The sequence below is a fragment of the Alteromonas gilva genome (assembly GCF_028595265.1).
Taxonomy (GTDB): Bacteria; Pseudomonadota; Gammaproteobacteria; order Enterobacterales; family Alteromonadaceae; genus Alteromonas; species Alteromonas gilva.
This window is the reverse complement of the sequence record NZ_JAQQXP010000002.1, coordinates 112,933-132,701: the sequence shown is the minus strand read 5'-3', so window position 1 is coordinate 132,701 and position 19,769 is coordinate 112,933. Positions and strand designations below refer to the sequence as shown.

Here is a 19,769-nt window from a genome sequence, read left to right as displayed (position 1 = left end):
CTAACCACGCTGAAGGTGCGCATCGGTAATTTGCGGGTAATCCTGCGCGCATTGTGTCAGGGCTTCGATAAACAGCCGCACTTTTTTGGGCTCTGCCGGTACTTCTTTATGCACCACCGATTGCGAAAAGTGATACACGTAACGCTCAGCCGACAGCACTTTAAAACTGCCAGAGCGGATCTCTTGCGCCATATAGCTTTGGGGTAAATAGCCAATAAATTTACCAGAGGCAATCAGTGCTTTGCGCGAATCAAACTGATAGGCCGTTGCCCCGGGGTTAAGCTTTTTAACCTGCGCGCGGCCAGCCTGACTGATTTCTACACCCGGCACGACCGCCGGATACGCCTGTAGTGCATCGTCGTTAATGTCACTTTCCTGCATTGAAAATAACGGGTGGTCGCGGCTGCAGCATAAAAAGATTTGTTCATCGAAAGCCGCTTGATAACGCAGTCCAGCCATACGCCGGTAATCCGGGAATAACCCCACGTGGGCTTTATCCTTGATCAGCGCCCGTTCAATATTTTCAATGCGGTCACCGTCGAGTGTAATGCGCAGCGCCGGCGCTTTGGCGTTAATAAAGGCCACCACTTCAGCGAGCAAACGACTGCGGGTTTGATCAAGAATATCCGAATGCAGCACAACCAAACCGCCACTCACCTGCTGGCTCAGTTGCGTTACCGAATGGGAAAAATCACTGAGCGCTTCAAACATTCTCAGCGATGCCTGATACACCTGACGACCATCCGGCGTTAGCACAAACCCGCCCCGACCACGTTGGCAGAGCGTCAGCCGTAAGCGCGTTTCGAGGTTGTTCATATGAATACTAATGGTTGAACGGGTTAACCCTAATTCGCTTTCAGCCGCGGCAAAACCGCCGTTTTCTACAACTGATTTAAATACCTGCAGCAATTTAATATCGTATTCGGTGACTGCCCGTCCGGCCAACTTCATAAGTTTTATACCATCAAACTTTAGGTTTAATGTTTGGTATTTAACCTTGTTATGCAGCCTGATTCAATAGCCCTCTGTACAACACTCAGGTATCACTAATGAAGCCAGCTCTTTTAGCTCTGTTTGAACCCGCCTCTTTTATTGGAGGTGAGTGGATAACCAGCGACACAACCTTTGCGGTAACCAATAAAGCCAGCGGTGAATTACTCGCCAGCGTTGCCGATGCGCCCGCAGCGCATATGACCCAGGCCGTGCATGTCGCTAAGTCAGCATTTGCAGCGTGGTCGGCATTACCTGCAATTGAACGTGCAAAACTGCTACGCAAATGGTATGACCTAATGCTGGCGCATAGCGATGAACTGGCAGAATTACTGACCCTTGAGCAGGGTAAGCCGCTGGCTGAGGCCAAAGGCGAAATCAGCTACGGCGCCGGCTACATTGAATGGTTTGCCGAAGAAGCGCGCCGCCTTGACGGTGATATTCTGCCCGCTAACAATGCCAGCCAGCGTATCTACGTTAGCCGTCAACCCGTGGGTGTGGTGGGCGCCATTACGCCGTGGAATTTTCCGAATGCCATGATCACCCGCAAAGCCGCGGCTGCCCTGGCGGCAGGCTGTACGTTTGTGGTAAAACCGGCCAGCGAAACGCCGCTGTCGGCACTGGCCCTGGCATTCCTGGCCAAACAGGCGGGTATCCCCGACGGGGTAATAAATGTAGTAACCGGCACCAATTCCCGGGCACTGGGTAAGGTGTTGACCGCGTCGTCTGACGTGGCCAAGTTCTCTTTCACCGGCTCAACGCGGGTCGGCAAACTGCTTGCCGCTGATTGCACCGGAACCATGAAGCGCTTGAGTATGGAACTTGGCGGCAATGCCCCTTTTGTGGTGTTTGAAGATGCCGATATCGATGCCGCAGTCAACGGCGCAATGCTGGCTAAGTTTCGTAACGCCGGGCAGACCTGCGTTTGCGCTAACCGCTTTATTATCCACGAGCAGGTTAAAGATGCATTCGTCAGCAAGCTAACGGCAAAAATCGCGGCATTAAAAGTGGGCAATGGTCTGCTTGCCGACACCACGATTGGCCCGTTGATCACGCATACTGCGGCTGAAAATGTGCACAAGCTGGTTACCACCGCTATTCATCAGGGCGCCGTGCTCCACACCGGCGGCGAGTGGACAACGGGTAACTTTTACCCGCCTACGCTGCTCACCGATGTAACGCCTGATATGGACATTGTCAGTGAGGAAATTTTTGGCCCGGTGGTCACCGTGATGACATTTTCTGACGACGCCGAGGCCGCAGCGCTGGCCAATGCCACCGAATATGGCTTAGCCAGCTATTTTTATTCGCAGAATATCAGCCGCATTCATCGCTTTGCCGATGCCCTGCAGTTCGGTATGGTCGGCATTAACGAAGGGGCTATATCAAACCCCGCCGCACCCTTTGGCGGCGTTAAAGAATCGGGCTACGGTCGCGAAGGTTCAAAATATGGTCTGGATGATTATTCGTTCATTCAGTATCGCTGCTTAGGAGGTATTTAACATGTCAAACAACCAACAACTACAGGCCAGAAAAAACGCGGCGATTGCCTCAGGCCAGGGCACGCTTTATCCGGCGTATGTCGATCACGCAAAAAACGCCGAAATCTGGGATGTCGACGGCAACCGTTACATCGATTTTGGTGCCGGCATCGCGGTATGTAATACCGGCCACGCTCATCCCAAACTGGTAAAAGCCGTTAGCGAGCAAATGGCCAGGTTCAGCCATACCTGCGTGATGGTTAACCCCTATGAGTCGGCGGTATTACTGGCCGAAAAAATCACAGCATTAGCACCCGGTGATACGCCTAAAAAAGCGGCTTTTATTACCACCGGCGCCGAAGCGGTCGAAAACGCCGTCAAAGTGGCCCGCGCCTACACCGGCCGTCGCGGCGTTATTGCCTTTAACGGCGGATTTCATGGCCGTACCAATATGACCATGGCGCTCACCGGCAAAATAACCCCGTATAAAGATAAGTTCGGCCCCTTCCCGGCGGATATTTTTCATGTACCGTTTCCCATCGCCATGCATGGTATTAGCGAAAAAGACGCACTAAAAGCCCTCACCAACCTGTTTAAAGTGGATATTGCCCCGGCTGACGTGGCCGCACTGATCATTGAGCCAATACAGGGCGAAGGCGGCTTTTATGAGGCCTCACCGGCGTTTTTACAAGCACTTCGCACACTGTGTGATGAACACGGCATTGTGATGATTTGCGATGAAATTCAGTCGGGTTTTGCCCGCACCGGTAAAATGTTCTGTACCGAATATGCCGGCATTGAGCCCGACATCATGACCATGGCCAAAGGCATTGCCGGGGGTGTGCCCTTATCTGCAGTAGTGGGCAAGCAACATATAATGGATGCAGCACCGGTGGGTGGTCTGGGCGGTACTTACGGCGGCTCGCCACTGGCCACCGCTGCCGCCCTTGCGGTCCTTGAGGTCATTGAAGAAGAGCAGCTTATCGACCGCGCCAGGGCAATTGAAGCCCAGTTTTTTGAAACATTAGGTCAGCTTCAATCTCGGTACCCACAGTTAATTGGTGATATTCGCGGTAAAGGCGCCATGATTGCCATAGAGTTGGTAACCGACGGCGATGCGGATCAGCCTAATGTCGACCTGACCAAAGCCATCATCGGCGAGGCCATGAATCATGGTTTGGTACTGTTGGCCTGCGGCTTTTATGGCAACGTAATACGCTTTTTACCGCCCCTGACTATTGATGATGCCACCCTGGCAGAGGGGCTCAATGCGTTTTGTGCATTGTTTGAAAAGGCGGCTGCAACAGGCAAAACCAAAATTTAACATTGGTGTCCGATGGTCATTTTGCGGGGCAGACGCTGCTCCGCAGCGCCGTCTTCCTGCATAGTGTTGGATGCATACTGCGCCGTGCCAGTAATTTCACAGTTGCCCGCCCACGCCGCTTTGCATAGCACCAAATCGTTTTATCACGCTATTAACGACAGCCGACACTCACGGTAACACTGAACCTGCTTTAATCATCGTTTTTATTTGATCTTCTGGCATTGGCTTTGCGAAGTAGTACCCCAGCCCGATAAAACACCCCATTGAAATAATAAACTCTGCATGATGCGTTTTTTCAACACCTTCAGCATTAATGTCGCAATCAAAGGAATCAGCCAATGTTAGTGCAGCAGAAACAATAGCCCGATGCCCCTTGCTGGTATCAAGATCTGCAAGTGTATTGTTAATCTCTTCTGCTCGTTTGAGTATGAAGGACGACAAGGTGAGTGCCAGCCAAATGGCTATCCAAAACACAATTACCGATGTAATCAGCAAGCGTTTCACAACAAGTTGAAGTGTTGCATCCAGTAGCGCAGTTTCTTTGATATAGATGGTGGTAAACTCGTCATTACTTACACGAAACCAAAGATAGCTTTTGTCATCAATAGTGCGGCTTAGCTACCATTTGCGCTGACCTTTTCGATGCAATAATTTAGCTCTCTTTGGTACTAATACCGGCAATTTGATACACAGGGCACCAGCCAAAGAATAAGGAGATAAGATTCAGCACCCCGAATACCCGCAGTAAAACCTCAATGAACACATCATCTTTAGTAGAATACTTGGATTGGGAGCACGAGATTTTTTGAGCGCGCAAGCATTACGTCTTCTGTTACTTCTACGTTGCTTGCTACGCCAATCATTTTTGCCCGACTCGTTTAGGGTACACAGCATATCAGGCGCTGCTGTGACAGCACCCCGCAGAGGCATTTAAACAAAAATTAACCATGCCGGTTTGTTGGTAAGAAGGCTACGACAACGTACTCAAAGCGTCGGCGGAATATTGTTGTAATTCATCATTGCGCTGGTGTTTAATTTTGTTGGCCCATTGTGGATCTTGCAGTAACGCGCGACCAACGGCCACCAGATCAAATTCACCGGCGTCTAACCTCGATAACAAATCATCGATAGGGCGTGTGTTAGCACCCTGTCCTTTAAAGGCACCAAAAAAGTCACCGTTTAACCCCACAGAGCCCACCGTGATACTTGGTTTGCCGCTTAACTTTTTAGTCCAGGCTGCCAGATTCATGTCGCTGTCAGCAAACTCGCTTTCCCAGTAACGGCGTTGTGAGCAATGAAAAATATCTACGCCGGCATCGCTCAATGGCTGTAAAAACTGCGCCAGCTCTTGTGGCGTATTAGCAAGTTTTGCGGCGTAGTCTTGTTGTTTCCATTGAGAAAATCTAAACACTATGGGGAAGTCAGGTCCGGTCGCTGCGCGAATAGCCTTAATAATTTCTACCGCAAAACGCCCGCGTTTTTCCATTGTGCCGCCCCAGGCATCACTACGCTTATTGGTCCCCTCCCAAAAGAATTGATCAATCAAATAACCGTGGGCGCCATGAATTTCAACCCCGTCCATGCCGATACGTTTGGCATCGGCTGCCGCCTTAGCAAAGGCTTGTATCACTGCCTCAATATGCGCCTGCGTCATGGGTTCAGCACCCTGCTTACCGGGCTTAAACAAGCCTGATGGCCCGGCGCTGGGTAGCTCAGAATATGGCGCTTTGTCAGCCACACGTGCCATGCCAACGTGCCACAGCTGCGGCATGATTTTCCCGCCAGCCTGATGCACATCAGTCACGACTTTTTGCCACCCGGCCAACGCGCGTTTACCATGAAACTGTGGAATATTTGCCGACATGGTTGCCACTTTGTCGTTTACCGTGGTGCCTTCTGTAATAATCAGGCCCGTACCACCTTGTGCTCTGCGCGCATAATAGGCTGCGACGTCGTCACCGGGAACGCCATCAGGTGAGAACTGGCGGGTCATAGGCGCCATGACGATACGGTTTTTCAGGCTTAATTTACCGTCGGTGTAAGGGCTAAAAAGTATGTTCAGATGGCTACTCATTGTTATTCCTTGTGTATTGGGCGAAGGCGCAGGACATGCACCTGCCGCTGTAACAGCGGCGATACCACGCTATCGGTAGATAATAAAAGAGGGGGCTGAACAGTCAATTGACTATTTTGAATAGTCCACTATAAGGCAATACAACTATCAGAGCGCTACCGATTCACGCTGGTATCACAATGCTTGGGCTTGTTGTGCAATCAACGCTAACTGGCTTAAACTATTTCAATATCGTCCGGATTAAAATCTGCTTGGGGATAACTCATATTCAAAGATTCAAGCGCATTGACCGTCGCCTGTAATACGACCAGATCCCGATACCAGCGTCTTTCTGCGGGTACAACATACCATGGCGTATCGCTGCCTGAGCAATGTTCGATTGCTTCACTGTAAGCCTGCATAAAATCACCCCAATGCTCACGGTCTTTTAAATCGCTGGGCGCAAATTTCCAATGTTTGTCAGGACGGTCCAAACGCCGTTGCAAGCGTTCTCTTTGATAATCTTTAGAAATGTGGAGAAAAAACTTTAATACAACGGTGCCCTCGCTGACGAGTAAGCGTTCGAATGCATTGATGTGTTCAAATCGGCTTTGACATATATTTAAAGACTCTAACCCTCTCACGCGCGCAGCCACGACATCTTCATACTGGGACCGATTGAAAATGGCAATATGCCCACTGCGAGGGGCATGATGATGAATACGCCATAAGAAATCCTGACGCTGTTCTCGTTGCGTGGGCGCTTTAAAGCTTTTTACTTTTATACCGGATGGATCAAGGCGCCAGAATACACGGCGCGTGGTGGAATCTTTGCCGCCGGCATCCATAGCCTGAAATATAATTAATAAACTGTGTTTGCTTTCTGCGTACAGCAACTCCTGAAGCTCAACCAAACGCTTTGAAAGCTTATTAACGGCCTTTTTACCTTGTTTTTTGCTTAATCCGCCCTTTTCCCGTGTGGAAATATCCTGGAGCTCAACTACGCTTCCCGGTGAAATACGATAAGGCTCAACATCAATCATTGCTCCGATCTCCATCGCTAATTTGCAGGGGGAAAAATCCATTCACTTTTTCTGCGTTGTTTATATTAACTCAAACAAAAGGCAGGATGAGCGCTCCAACCGTTAACCATCCATATGCATCAGAGTAACGATAAGTCATCTCCAATCGTTAGCACGTTTTTCGAGTATACAGATTTGCCCATTCGTTTATACCATGTCGCAAACAAGTAAGGCTCACTGACAATCTGCATAGTGTGTAGCGGCCATCGACTGAACTCACAATACAATGCTTTCTGCCAGCATGAGTCTACTTCACTGCACTTTAAACGCCTGGCTTAACTCGCTGGTACCCAGGCCGCTTTTTTTAGTCACCACTAACTGGGTGGGAATACGTTCTTTCATAGCCTCGATATGGCTGATGACACCAATCATTTTGCCGGAGGCATTAAGGTTATCCAGCGCATCAAGGGAGATATCCAGAGTTTCAGAATCCAGCGTACCAAAGCCCTCATCCAAAAACAGCGAATCAATACTGGTTTTGTGACTAACTAAATCCGATAGCGCCAGGGCCAGTGCCAGACTGACCAAAAAGCTTTCGCCGCCGGATAAGGTTTTGGTATCGCGCTCCACATCGCCCTGCCAGGTGTCGAGCACACTGAGCGCTAAGCCCTCACCGGATTTACGTTTAAGCAGGTAGCGGCCATGCAGTTTATCGAGCTGCTTATTGGCCAGGTACACCAGGTTATCGAGCGTTAGACCCTGGGCAAACTTACGGAATTTATCGCCGCTGGCTGAGCCAATCAGGCCGTGCAGGTAGCTCAGGTCATCAAACTCCCGTTGTTTTTGTTCTATTTCAGTGGTGAGCGCCTGCAGTTTTTGACGCTGCTCTGCATCGGCCCGCAGGCGTTGTTCAATCTGGCCTTTTTGTGCAATGACCTCATCGCGGCGGGCCTGCATGCCAGCTAATTCTGATGATACCTGCTCTTTTGATGCTTTTGCCCACTCGGGCGCCTGTGCATGACTATTGAGTTCGTTGAGCCGGTTGGTTGACTCTTCAATGAGCGTTGTGGCTCTGGCTAAGCGGCTATCCAGCTCGCTTTTTTGGGCTGAGAGTTGCGCTCGTTCTGCTTGTGGCAGTAAAGCCTGCTCAAACTCGCTGTGGGTGTTAAATCGGCTCGACTTAAACGCCGCCTCCCACTGTGCTTGCTTGTTAGCTTGCGCCGCGGACTGCTGCGCTAAGTTATCCGACAACAAGGATATAGAGGAAAGCAGTGCCGACAGTGCCTTATCAGCCTGGCTCCACGCCTCCCGGCATTGTTCTTTTTGTTGCTCTTTTGCCGCGAGACGCTCATTTAACCCCTGGCGAGCCTCTGTGATACTCATCTTGCCAAATAGCGCCTGACGCTCTTCGGTTAACGCCTCTATTGAGCGGGTTAATGCACTGCACTCATCTTGCTGCGCCTGCATGCGCTGAGTTTGCTCGTGGAGTCGCTCTGACACGCTTTTTTTGTTGTTTTCTTCTATTATGATGGCCTGCTGAAGCTGCTCAACACATTTAGACTGACGCAAATACTCGTTGTTATCGGCCTTTTTTGACGTTATCCATTGTGCTAACGCCGTTTCATCCGGCGTAAATCCCTGGGCTTTGATGTGCTCGAGCAATGTACTTAAGGTGTCGCTTTTAAGCGTTACAGCTGCCTGAAACTTGCCTTGTATTGCCGTTAGCGCTTCGTTACTGGCAGTTTCTTTTTGCACCAACAGTCGGTGATCGGCCACTATGCGGTCGACCTCACGTTGCTGCGCATCGAGGCGCTCTTTCGCCTTGTGATATTCGGTGGCCGCCTGCCTGATTTGATTAATCCGGGTTTGCAGCGCCTCTGCCTGTTGAGAAATGCTGCTGCTAAGGGATTGCAGCCCTGGTTTATCAGTTACCGGTAGTGCACTGTTTAACAGCGCTATTTTTGCCTGCCAGTTGCCTGACTGCTCATTAAGTTTTTGTTCGGTTGATGCCAGATTACTTTGTAGCTCTTTTTGATGGCGCGTTGCGGCATCGAGATCCTGTCTTGTCTGGGTGCCGGATGCCTCTATTCGGGCAAGCGCCTGTTCAGCCTGTTGCTTACGTTCAATGGTCTCGGGGATATCCAGCGCCTGAGCGTCAACAGCGTGATCGGCACCGCCGCACAGCGGGCAGGCCTCTCCGGGCTTAAGCTGGGCACGGTATTGAATAAGCGTTTCTTCCTGGCTAATTAACCGGCTAATATCGTCCAGCCGCTCCTTTTGCTGTTTAAACGCGGTTCTTAACTCCTCTCGCTTTGCCGTGAGGGATTTTACCTTTTGTTCCACCGCGGCAAGCTCAGAAGTCAGTGTTTGCCGGGTATCACAAAGGTGCAAATAGGCTTGCTGTATATCCTGGGCGCGGTCTACCTCAAGCCGTTGCCGGCGTCGCTGGTCTAATTCGTTTTGCAGCGCCTCTTCTGAGGTATCGCCCAGCAACCGTTGCCAGGCAGAATGCGTTTCTTCAGCGTGTGTTGCCACCGTGCAGAGCGACTCTTCTGCCGTTTTTTGTTTTTCGGCAAGTGCCGCTGTATCGCGGCTAAGCGCTGTTTGCTGTTCACGCAACTGGTTGAGTTCACCGTTAAGCGCCGTTGCCTGCTGCGCGGCATTTTGCATAGTTTGCAATTGTAACGACCAGTCGCCAAGGCACTCACTGAGTGTTGCATCCTCACTATGCGCGGTTAAGTATTGCTGTGCTACATCGCGCTCGGCATAGCGCTGTTTAAGCGTGGCATTGGCATTGTCTAACTGCTGCTGAAACTTACGCACTTCAGCTTTGTTGTGTTGCAGTTGCTGTTCAAGACTGGCGTGCTTTTCCTGCTGCGATAGGATATTGGCATCAAGGGGCTGTACCTTGTCGGTGATCAATTGCTCTTGTTGCCGGTTATGTTCTTTTGTTTCCAAAAGCGCGGTTTCTGCCTGAGATAACGCCTCTTCGGCAGCCGTTAATGAGGCCTGCAGCGCGGGCTTTTTGGCGGTGTTGGAGGCAATTTCACCTTCGAGCCTGGCAACCTCAGCGTTAAGGTTTTTAAGCATTTCCCAGGGCAACCGTAATTGCTCGGCGGGCTCGCTGTTGGCCAGTTTAACTAACGCGTTTTGCGCCGACTCAACGGCTGCATCGACCTCGTCTTTATTACTTTTTGCCGCTTGTGCTTTGGTCTTTGCGGCAGCGAGGTTTTCCAGCCACGAGAGTTGCGACTGCAGCGCCGCTGAGCTGGCAACCAGCTCAGTTTGTGTGGCTTGCAGTTGTTTTGTTTCGGCTTCGAGCTCTGCTTTTTGCTCTTCAGACAACAGCGCATAGCCACCGGCTTTGGCGTGTAGCACGCCTAACGCTTGTTTACATTCACCATGATGCTCGTGCACGCGTTTGGAAATGAGCCCGTAAATTTCAGTGCCGGTGAGCTCTTCGAGCAGCTCGGCGCGCTGCCCTTCTTCGGCATTCAAAAAGGCGGCAAAATCGCCCTGACTTAACATCATCGATTTGGTAAAGCGACCAAAGTCCAACCCTGTAAGGCGCTTTACCTCGTCGCTTTTATGGCGAATTTGGGTAGCCAGCACTTTACCGCTGGCGACTTCTGCCAGTTCAGTTTCGGCTTGCTGTAAGTTGCCCTCAGGGTTGTTGCGCGCGCGCCGCATACTCCAGAATGCCCGGTAGGCCACCCTTTTTACTTCAAACTCTACCTCCGCCAAACACTCGGCCGTACCGCGAGTCATAATTTCATTGGAGGAGGTCGATAGCTGGCCCAGGCGCGGCGTCTGATGATACAGCGCTAAACAAATGGCATCTAAAATGGTGGTTTTACCGGCGCCAGTCGGGCCGGTAATGGCAAACAAGCCATTGTCAATAAACGGCGGACGGGTGAAGTCGATTTTCCACTCCCCTTTTAAAGAATTTAAATTCTTTAATCGTAAAGACAGTATTTTCATGCCTCGCCCTCCTGATGCAGAACATCAGAGAGGATCCCGGCAAAACGTTCGGTAATGCGCTGCGCCCGGGCCTTGTCTTCGTCGGTATCAAAGCTTTCCATGCTCAGGCGCTTTTCAAATACCTCGGTGGGCGAGAGTTCGGCCAGGGTTTCTTTTTGCTGCTGCGACAATAACTGGCGCTGTTTATTGCGCACCCGACGTAGCTGTAATACCTCTACATTCAGGCCCTCGGTGATGGCCTGCACGCGTTGCTGCAAATCACTGAGATAATCCTGGGTGTCGACTTCCAGACACAACCATACCGGGCGTTCGTATTGCGCTGCGTTGAGTGCCGCGATGCCACGCTCAATATCACCCAGATCGCCGCGAATAGTGGCCAGCGGCTGAAAACGTGACACCTCGGTGGGTGTTACCGACTCAACACGGCCATTGGCAAACGTTACCAGCACCACTTGTTTAGCGGTACTTAGCTCATCAAAGCTCAGTGGGATGGGCGAGCCGCTGTAACGGATGTGTTCACTTTTAGCCACTTTTTGTGGCCGGTGAATGTGGCCCAGCGCTATGTAATCGGCTGGCGGAAAGCCATCGGCAGCAAAGCCTTCCAGCGTGCCAATGTAGATATCCCGCACGCTGTCTGACTGACTCACGCCAAGCGCGGTAAGGTGCCCGGTGGCGATAATCGGCAGATTACCACCAGCGGCGTCGCGTTTAGCTACCGCCAGCGCATAAAGCGAGGCATAGTGCTGTTTAATCGCCTCGCCCAGCGCCTGGCGCTTTTCTGTGCCAGAGTCGCCGGCCTGGCTTTGCAGCACGTCGCGCGGACGAATATAGGGCACCGCACATAAAATGGCGCCGACTTTGCCACTGCGATCTCTTAACGCAAACACCTGCTCATCCTGGTTAAGGCCGGTACTGGCCACCACGGTAGTATTTAACTGCGCCAGTAACTGACGGGATTCGTTGAGCATAGATACCGAATCATGATTGCCGCCCAGCACCACCAGCGCACAACCTAGTGCCTGCATGTCGACCACAAACTGGTTATACATTTCCCGTGCATAGCTGGGGGGCGTGCCGGTATCAAACACATCACCGGCAATAATTACCGCATCAATGCGTTCTTTTTCCACCAGCGCCAGCAACCACTGAATAAAACACTGATGTTCATACTTGCGACTCTGGGTAAAAAAGCTCTGACCGAGATGCCAGTCGGAGGTATGCAGGATTTTCATTGCTGAGAGGGCCTTGTGTAAGAGTTGCTCCGTTGTGCTCAGGCGAGGTTAAATATAAATACGCGCCCGACCCCGCCAGTGTAAGCGCAGCGCGGGGCAGACTCAACCGCCTGATCGGCTATACGCACCGATGTGAAGACCCTAGAACATCATCCGCACGCCGGCAGACAGCGTGCGGCCATAGTAGGTATAATTAGTAAAGTAGCCGTTAAGAACATAATCTGACTCGGCCTTATCCAGTAAATTCATGCCCTCAGCAAACACCATGATTTGCGGCGACACCTTATAGGAGGCATGCAGACTCAACGCGCCAAAGGGCGCGCTATAGCGGGCCGGCATATTCCTGAGTGCGGTTTGCTGCAGGATCTCGCTGGTCCAGTTGTAGTTTGCACGTATCGCCCATTGCGCGGTTTCGTAATAAATTTCGGCATTAAATGTTTGCTTTGCCACCCCTTCCAGTGCGTCTTCCCACTGTTGGTTGTCCTGCTGATAGGTGGCATTGGAACCGGTAAGGGTTAGGTTAAGATTGTAGCCAAGCTGATGCCGGGCTTGTAAAAACGGGTTAAACGCGTCCTGATAGGTTAACTCAACACCATAAACGCTGGCATTACCGCCGTTTGATTTACCCTGCAGTAAGTAGGATTTCTGATTTACCGTAAGCTGTGACAAATCGTACTGAATAAAGCTGTCGAGTTTTTTGTAAAACAGACTTAAGGCAATGAGCCCGTTACCCCGGGTGTAGCGCTCTACCCCCAGGTCAAATTGCCAGGCCTGAATAGGCTGTAAATAAGGGTTCCCCCCTTTAGCCGTTAAATCATCTCCGGAGTTAAGGGTTAACCGGGGCGCTAAATCGGGCAGATCGGGACGGCTGAGGGCCCGGGATATGCTGCCCCGAAGCTGCCATGCCGGTGATACCCCTACGGTTATATTGGCCGCCGGTAAAAAATGATAGTAGTCAGACGTAAACGAGACGGGCGTAAGCGTTGAGGCATCGCTGGTTTCAACAAAGTATCCATGACTGCTTTGTGCGGTATTCACCAGGCGTGCGCCCAGATTTCCCCACACCGAGGGGTAATCAAAATTAAGCTGCACAAAGGTGCTGTTGGTATTTTCAACCACCCGATAGGAATTAAACAGATCGCTTCGGGTCGGCGCCATCCGGCGTAACGCCTGCTCATCAATGGTCGACCAGAACACCGCCTGATGTGGCACCAGCCATTGGCGGGGCAAGGGATGAGAAAGGTTATCAAGGAACTCACCGTTGTTGGTAAAAAACGCTGACGGCGCAAAGTATTGATCCTCAATGCCAGCGGTAAAAATCACGTCCCGGCGGCGGTATTTTCGCTCGTGCCGTTGAATCAGCAAACCGGCTTCAAGGCCGGTAAAACCTGCCCAGTCCAGCGCTTTGGTAAAATGAAAATTGGCAAAATGCTGACTGTCATTAATGGTGTTCTCGCGCCATTCCAGGCGCCGGCCAGGAAAATCACTGGCAGCAAGCAAATCAATATTGCCATAGTCAATAGACGGTATTGCTGATGGGTGTTGCCGGTCGTAAGCAAATGCCAGGCTGACATCGCCGGTGCGCCGCAGACGGGTGCGTTTGATGGGGTCATCGTTGTAACTGGTAGCGCTTGAGACACCCAATTGCGATTGCCACTCCCAACCTCCCGTGCGCCAGACATGATCCACTGTAACGCTTTGGCTTTCGTCTTTTAATCCGGCTGTTTCGCGACTAATTTGCACCGCGCCAGCTTGCGTGGTGCCGCCGGTCAGAATATTGCCGTCCCAAACTGTGCTGTCCAGCTGGGTATAGTCATAGTCAGCACTGTAGGAATACTCATCGTAATCAATCGATTGGCCTAAACCTAAATAAGAGAGCGATAGACGTTGATTAGGCGAGCGCTGCCAATCCACCGCAGCGCTTAGGCCAAACCGGTAGCGGGCTTCCTGCTCCTGCGTTGGGCGGATATTGGGGGTATAATAAATATCTCCCTGTTTGCCAATACTGTTACCGTCTTCAGTGGCCCAGTCGAATGACAATACGCGATCCTGACGCACATGCCGCTCAGCATAGGTCGCAGCAATCATAACGCCGAGGCTGTCACTGCTATTCACCCAGTTACCTAATACTGAAACGCGCGGGTCACGGTATCCCGCCAACGGTGACTCACTGCTCATGGCTTTAAAGGCGAATTGCTGTTTGCCTAAAGTCAGTGGCCGGTAAGTAGAAATATTCACACTACCGCCCATAGCACCAGCAAAGTTAGATGCCATTGAGGTTTTATTCACTTCGACCCTGGCGACCAGTTCGGCTGGCAATATATCGTAGTGAAAACGGCGTCCGTATTGCTCTGATGTGCGCACGTTTTCATTTGCCGCGATGGGCAAACCGTTCACACTGAGCGTATTAAACTGTGTCGGCAGCCCGCGGATACTCACAAATAAGGCTTCACCGCGATCGCGCTCCACCGATACACCGGGCGTTCGATTAAGCGCATCGGCAATATTCAGGGCGGGAAACTCTGCAATGTCAGTTGCCATCACAATTTCCTGACTTTGCGGCGCAAAGCGCTTTTGCTGACGCGCTTTAGTGAGGCTATCGCTGTAACTGGCCGTGACCGTGACTTCTTCCATGACTGACGCCGAGGAAGCCACTTTTTGCGGCTGCACTGAGGCTGTGGTCTGCTTTACTCCGGTAATGATCCAGCCGTTGGCAAATGCCTTTACCTGTAACGGGCTCTGCGACAATAGCTGCTGCAGACCGGCACGTATTGACGATGGCCGGGTGAGTGCCGGCGCCTCGTAATGACTCACCACCGTGGGGTCGTACACCAGTGTTTGATTGGTTGCGCGGGCAAACGCCACCAGCGCTTTATCCAGAGATTGCGCAGGTAAATGAAGCGAATCGCCGGGCGATGGTGTTATAACGGCTGCTTGCGCCATCTCACCCGCGATGGTACAACCGCAATATTGGGTCAGTAAGGCCATTAACAGGACGCTACGAACCAAAGGCTGACGCATAGAGGTTAAGGATGCCGCGAGATAGTGTAGTACTCTGGCGTCTCATTCACACTGAGACCATAGGCTTCAGCCAGTAAGCTCAAGGCTTGCTGAGGTTCATTGAGCCGAAACCGACCGGCCACGCGCAAATCATTGAGCGCCGGGGCATCGACACGAATCGCTTTCGCTGATTGGCGATTTAACCGTTCCACCAAGTAATGCAGCGATGCGTTATCCAGCTCCAGCCAACCTGAACGCCAATCCAGGGTGCGGCGAATATCGAAGGGGCGAATATCCCCCAGTGTTCGTCCGGTTATTCTCACTTGTTCACCGGCTTTGAGTAACAGTGGCGATTCATCAGGACCACCAGTGACTTCAACCGCGCCCTCGTGTACCACCACATCGGTAAAGTACTGTCCTCTGTCGATATTAAATTCGGTGCCGACGGCAACAACACTGGCACTCCCCACTTTGACTTCGAAAGGCCGTTGTTTATTACTGGTGACATCAAAATACGCCGCGCCTTGTTTGAGATTCACCAGCCTGTGATTGTCACTTAACCTAACGTAGACATCACTGGCAGCCCCCAGCGTTAATACGCTGCTATCTTCCAGGGTGACACTGCGCACTTCGCCATTGTCTGTCGCGTATTGATGAATAATTAACGTCGGCTGTGGTGACGAGAATTGCCAGGTAATAACGCCCACGATTACTGCGGTACACAGGACTGCCGCCTGCCACCAGCGAACAGGTGGTGTGTATCGGATACGCTCTTTGAGGGTAATATTTTGCTGTGCATCAATGAGGGCGCGCTCAAGCGCTGCTGACGACCAGGTAGCCAGCATCGACTCGAACGCCTGCTTGTGGGTTGGGTGGGCATCCACCCAGTTTATAAACCGCCGTTTGCTGAGTTTGTCGAGCGGGCCGTTGTCGAGACGCTCCAGCCATTCGCCAGCTTGTTGGTACACGTCGGATGAAATAGGTTGAGAATTCACGTGGTTTATCCTGCTACTTATTGATGCCGGTCGAGGTACATTTGGACATCTGCCATCGCCCGGCTCAGGTGTTTGGAAACGGCATCAACACTCATATCCAGCTGTTTGGCTATTTGCTGGCGGGTTTCCCCCTCCACCCGTCTGAGGATAAACACTTTCTTCCTTAGTGGCGGCATATTTTCCAACACCTCTGATAACTGTGCGCAAGTCTGCGCATGTTCAACGTGGTCTGCCGGGGCATAACGCGAGCAGGCAATACTGTCGACTTCTTCGTCGTGGTCTTGGCTGCTGCGGGCGCTCAACAGATTGCGCGCCACCCGAATGGCATACGCCAATGGGTTTTCGATGCGGTGGCGGCGGGACTGCTCCAGTACCCGGACAATCGACTCCTGGTAAATATCAGCGGCTTCGTCGGCGTTGTTAGCATGGCGATTAAGGTAGCGATTAAGTTGCGCCCCTTCGACAATCTGCTGATGGATATCGTTACTACTCACGTTCACTTTCGGCATATTGAGATCTGTTTAATGAATAGGAGTTTATGTCATTGCTATGACAAATTTGCGACAGCCGGGTCGTTCACTGCTCGCGCTGGCACAGCGCGCTTAGGCGCAATGCTCAAACAGGTAGAGTGTTAAAACGGGTAAAGCCGGACAGTTTTTTTAATGAAGGTTTTGTGACAAGGCGTTAGCCACAGCAGAGACTAACGCCAACAGGACTGAGCTTATTCAACTGGCGTATAAATAACGCCCAGCGCATCGAGCTCGTCGCCCGCGCGGCCATGCAAGCCACTAATTTGCCAGCCATTTGGCGCCTGGTAGTCGATGCAGTTGCCGGTTACCGTGCCGCCACTGATAACGCGTTGCTGATTCGTCTCGATGGCCGTGTAAAAAACACGTTGGCTGTTGTTGCGATCCCCTAAGCACACCTCAACGGCGCTGATATACTCGCCGGTTTGTAAGGTTAACGCTTGCAGGTTACCGCCCGTACCACCGTAACCACGGCTGTTGCCGCTGGCGTCCACCAGGCCTATTTGATCAACCCGCGCAGCGGCGCGTAACCACACCGATGCAACGCCGGGATTGGCATCCACCGCGGTTACATCACTGAAAAAAGTACCGCCATGGCCGCCGCTGTAGGCAGATAATTGCATGTTTTCATTGGTACTGTATTGCCAGTTAGCCGCGACCGGAGGATGATCGGAGAGCTTTTCTCCGTCACTGTTTACGTCATCGACACGTACCTGATAATCGGTTGGCGTAAGGTCGATAAAGGCATTGCTGCGGTATAGCACCTTGTCGACAATTTCGCAGTTAAAATCGGTGATTTTAGGGTCACACACCAGTGCCTCAGCTCCCGACGGCGGAATACTGCCCTGACGCACCAAATCAACCCAGACATCGCTAAAACCAATATCCAGCAATGCCCGGATATTGTCGCCCTCACGGGTAAATCGCGTGTTGGTATCACCTGCAATAATTACCGCATTATCACTGCTGTGCTGGTTGATATAATCCACCAGTTGCAAAACATTTGCGCGGCGGGCGCTTAAATCGGCATCTGCAACCTGTGCCTGGGTATGCAAGTTATACACATCGACATACACCCCTTCACTTAGCTGAACCTGCGTGAGGGTAAATCCCTTTGGCGTGAGGCAATCAACGCCATTACAGGCATCCCACGACACCCGATAAACCGTTGGAAATGCGTAGTAACTTAACGTATTTAAGCCACTCCCAATCCCCATGCCTCCGGTTGTGGAAGTGCGGTAGGTGTGCGTATTACAGGTATCGTACAGCGCCGCGTGATAGTTGAAGTCTTCTTGCACATTGACCACGTCAAACCCGTTCACGTAACAACTGATTTGCTCTATGGCTTGCTGGCGGTCGGTATCGGCGCTGGAAAAGAGTTCCAGCAATCCTGCAACATTGTAACTGAGCGTGGTAAAGGTACCCGTTTCGGCATGGCTAAAACTGGTAAACGATAAAGCGACGGTTGCTAAAAGCAACGGGTGACGAAAGTTCATAGTATGTCCTTTGTTGGTTATGACATCAGGTTTAATGCTTTTCAATTTGTCAGATTGATTAAAAAGCACTCACTATGTAGAACAACAAAACGAACTTTCAGGACAGTTAATTAGGTGAACTTTTTATGACAGCGTGCGGTCCGGACACGCTGTCTGCAACAGTTAAAAATGAATAAAAACGGGATTACTATAAAACCATAAGTCGTGCCATGGGTTCTCCCCCGGCGGGTCGATTTGTGGCTCCAGTTCGTTGGTATTTGTAGTGCCTCTTATGCGCACATAGCTACTTGAAGAGAGTTGACTTAGTGGCATCGTCAGCGTGACGAAGCCATCTTCGTCCCGTTTCCAGTCACTGGCATAAAAACGGTGCAGCACCCGGGTAGTCAGGTTACGGTCTGCGGTGCGGTCAGCCACCGGCCCGTTGATATCGCCAACAATAATATCGAGTCGATTTACCTGTGGGTTTTCGTTGTTAAAATTAAGTCGATCAGGATCGCGGAACTTAACGGTTAATAACAACTCATCACCAGGCTCGGCGCTGAGGTTATCCGCAATGTTAGCGGTGTGGCCAGTGTGAGTGTTGGTCACGGTTACAAAGAGTGCATCGATTAGATCACCAGTGGTGACAAACACCCGGCCATTGCGCAGGTTTTCCAGCACGCTTTCGTAGGTTTTATTGGCGTAAACATAGGTTTTAGAATACTCACCGGGCCAAAAATCGGTGCGACCGTCGGTGTAATGAGCGTGCGAGTCGGATGTGGCGGTAATAAACCAGCGGCGGCCCTCGCCTAACATGCTATCCCAGAAACCACCCAGATGGGCGGTCATCTGATCAAACCCGCCCATGGTGGGGTAGTTATCGTAACCTCCACGAATGCCGGCAGGGTCGATGCTGCCATCAGGGTTAATCGCATTGGCCTGATGGCCGGGCGCCCCTTCCATGCCAATGGCAACATCAGGCGCGGTGTCGTGCCAGTCGCGCAGCTCCCGCGGCGTCACTTTGGTGTATTCGCCTAATCCCGTTGCCGTGCGCCCCGGATGATTGGCCAGTACTACAGGCCGGTGTGTGTGGCTATGCATATCGCTCAGCGCTTCAAGCATAAATGACTCATCGTCACGGGTAGACTCATCGAGCACCTCCCGGCGATTATAGTGTTTTTCGATGTGGAATAGCTGGTGCGCTTCCTCGTCACTGTGGGGAATGATCAAACTGCTGTGGCGTGCCCCCGGCGTGTCGAGCTCCATCCCATAAAATTGCAGGACCTGTGGCACTGCCTCTCGCGACGCCTTGAGTTCGGGGTAAGCCATGTCCAGATTGACTTTGCTGTGATTGGGTCCGCCATGATCGGTAGTGACCATCCAATCCAGACCATGAATAGACGCCATACGCGCATTTTTAGGCGTAGAGTAAAGGGCATCACCGGCCAGAATGGGCTTGGGCGGACTCACTGACCGGTCCCAGCCAACACTGTAATGGCTGTGAATATGATGATCGCCCGCCAACCATTGTGGCTCAAGTTCTGCGTCAGCTTGTGTGTGATTATGAGAATAAGAGAGGGAGTGAGTGTGGCTGCCAGACTGGCAACCCGAGACATTGAGTAGCGCTGTTGCAAGTAATCCAACAATTATACGATGTAGCATAGTTTCTCAAATTTACTGAATACCTGA

The 19,769-nt window shown here is 51.6% G+C and carries 13 protein-coding genes; 2 read left to right on the top strand and 11 right to left on the bottom strand.

Going from position 1 to position 19,769, the window contains the following annotated elements; all coding sequences use genetic code 11:
- Nucleotides 1-951 carry a LysR family transcriptional regulator gene (locus OIK42_RS14275; protein WP_273641703.1) on the bottom strand — a complete coding sequence of 317 codons (951 nt, stop codon included), beginning with the start codon at nucleotides 949-951 and terminating at the stop codon, nucleotides 1-3.
- Between the two features lie 98 nt (nucleotides 952-1,049).
- On the opposite strand from OIK42_RS14275, the gene OIK42_RS14270 reads away from it, so the two are divergent.
- Nucleotides 1,050-2,492: an NAD-dependent succinate-semialdehyde dehydrogenase gene (locus OIK42_RS14270; protein WP_273641702.1), complete on the top strand. Its 1,443-nt coding sequence runs from the start codon at nucleotides 1,050-1,052 to the stop codon at nucleotides 2,490-2,492.
- Nucleotide 2,493: 1 nt separating this feature from the next.
- The gene (gene gabT / locus OIK42_RS14265) at nucleotides 2,494-3,795 is read left to right on the top strand and encodes a 4-aminobutyrate--2-oxoglutarate transaminase (RefSeq protein WP_273641701.1); all 1,302 of its coding nucleotides are present in this window, start codon (nucleotides 2,494-2,496) and stop codon (nucleotides 3,793-3,795) included.
- 168 nt (nucleotides 3,796-3,963) lie between these two features.
- Here gabT and OIK42_RS14260 read toward each other — a convergent pair whose 3' ends face one another.
- The 10 genes from OIK42_RS14260 to OIK42_RS14215 form a co-directional block, all read right to left on the bottom strand.
- Nucleotides 3,964-4,299, bottom strand: a complete 336-nt coding sequence (locus tag OIK42_RS14260) for an EAL domain-containing protein (RefSeq protein ID WP_273641700.1) — start codon at nucleotides 4,297-4,299, stop codon at nucleotides 3,964-3,966.
- Nucleotides 4,300-4,765: 466 nt separating this feature from the next.
- Nucleotides 4,766-5,869 carry an NADH:flavin oxidoreductase gene (locus OIK42_RS14255; RefSeq protein ID WP_273641698.1) on the bottom strand — a complete coding sequence of 368 codons (1,104 nt, stop codon included), beginning with the start codon at nucleotides 5,867-5,869 and terminating at the stop codon, nucleotides 4,766-4,768.
- A gap of 215 nt (nucleotides 5,870-6,084) precedes the next feature.
- Nucleotides 6,085-6,933 carry a PPK2 family polyphosphate kinase gene (locus OIK42_RS14250; RefSeq protein ID WP_273641697.1) on the bottom strand — a complete coding sequence of 283 codons (849 nt, stop codon included), beginning with the start codon at nucleotides 6,931-6,933 and terminating at the stop codon, nucleotides 6,085-6,087.
- Nucleotides 6,934-7,182: 249 nt separating this feature from the next.
- Complete coding sequence (locus tag OIK42_RS14245) at nucleotides 7,183-10,851, bottom strand: SbcC/MukB-like Walker B domain-containing protein (RefSeq protein WP_273641696.1); 3,669 nt, start codon at nucleotides 10,849-10,851, stop codon at nucleotides 7,183-7,185.
- A complete protein-coding gene (gene sbcD / locus OIK42_RS14240; protein ID WP_273641695.1) occupies nucleotides 10,848-12,083 on the bottom strand; it encodes an exonuclease subunit SbcD in 1,236 nt (411 codons plus the stop codon). Before sbcD ends, OIK42_RS14245 begins: the two co-directional genes overlap by 4 nt.
- A gap of 141 nt (nucleotides 12,084-12,224) precedes the next feature.
- Entirely contained in the window at nucleotides 12,225-15,104 is a 2,880-nt protein-coding gene (locus OIK42_RS14235) for a TonB-dependent receptor (protein WP_273641694.1), read from the bottom strand.
- 5 nt (nucleotides 15,105-15,109) lie between these two features.
- On the bottom strand, nucleotides 15,110-16,078 hold the full coding sequence (locus tag OIK42_RS14230) for a FecR family protein (protein ID WP_273641693.1): 969 nt from the start codon (nucleotides 16,076-16,078) through the stop codon (nucleotides 15,110-15,112).
- A 17-nt stretch (nucleotides 16,079-16,095) separates the two neighbouring features.
- Nucleotides 16,096-16,587 (bottom strand): RNA polymerase sigma factor, encoded by a 492-nt coding sequence (locus OIK42_RS14225; protein ID WP_273641692.1) that lies wholly within the window; start codon nucleotides 16,585-16,587, stop codon nucleotides 16,096-16,098.
- Nucleotides 16,588-16,799: 212 nt separating this feature from the next.
- On the bottom strand, nucleotides 16,800-18,101 hold the full coding sequence (locus tag OIK42_RS14220; RefSeq protein ID WP_273641691.1) for a jacalin-like lectin: 1,302 nt from the start codon (nucleotides 18,099-18,101) through the stop codon (nucleotides 16,800-16,802).
- A gap of 162 nt (nucleotides 18,102-18,263) precedes the next feature.
- Nucleotides 18,264-19,742: a CehA/McbA family metallohydrolase domain-containing protein gene (locus OIK42_RS14215; protein WP_273641690.1), complete on the bottom strand. Its 1,479-nt coding sequence runs from the start codon at nucleotides 19,740-19,742 to the stop codon at nucleotides 18,264-18,266.
- Nucleotides 19,743-19,769 lie beyond the last annotated feature (27 nt).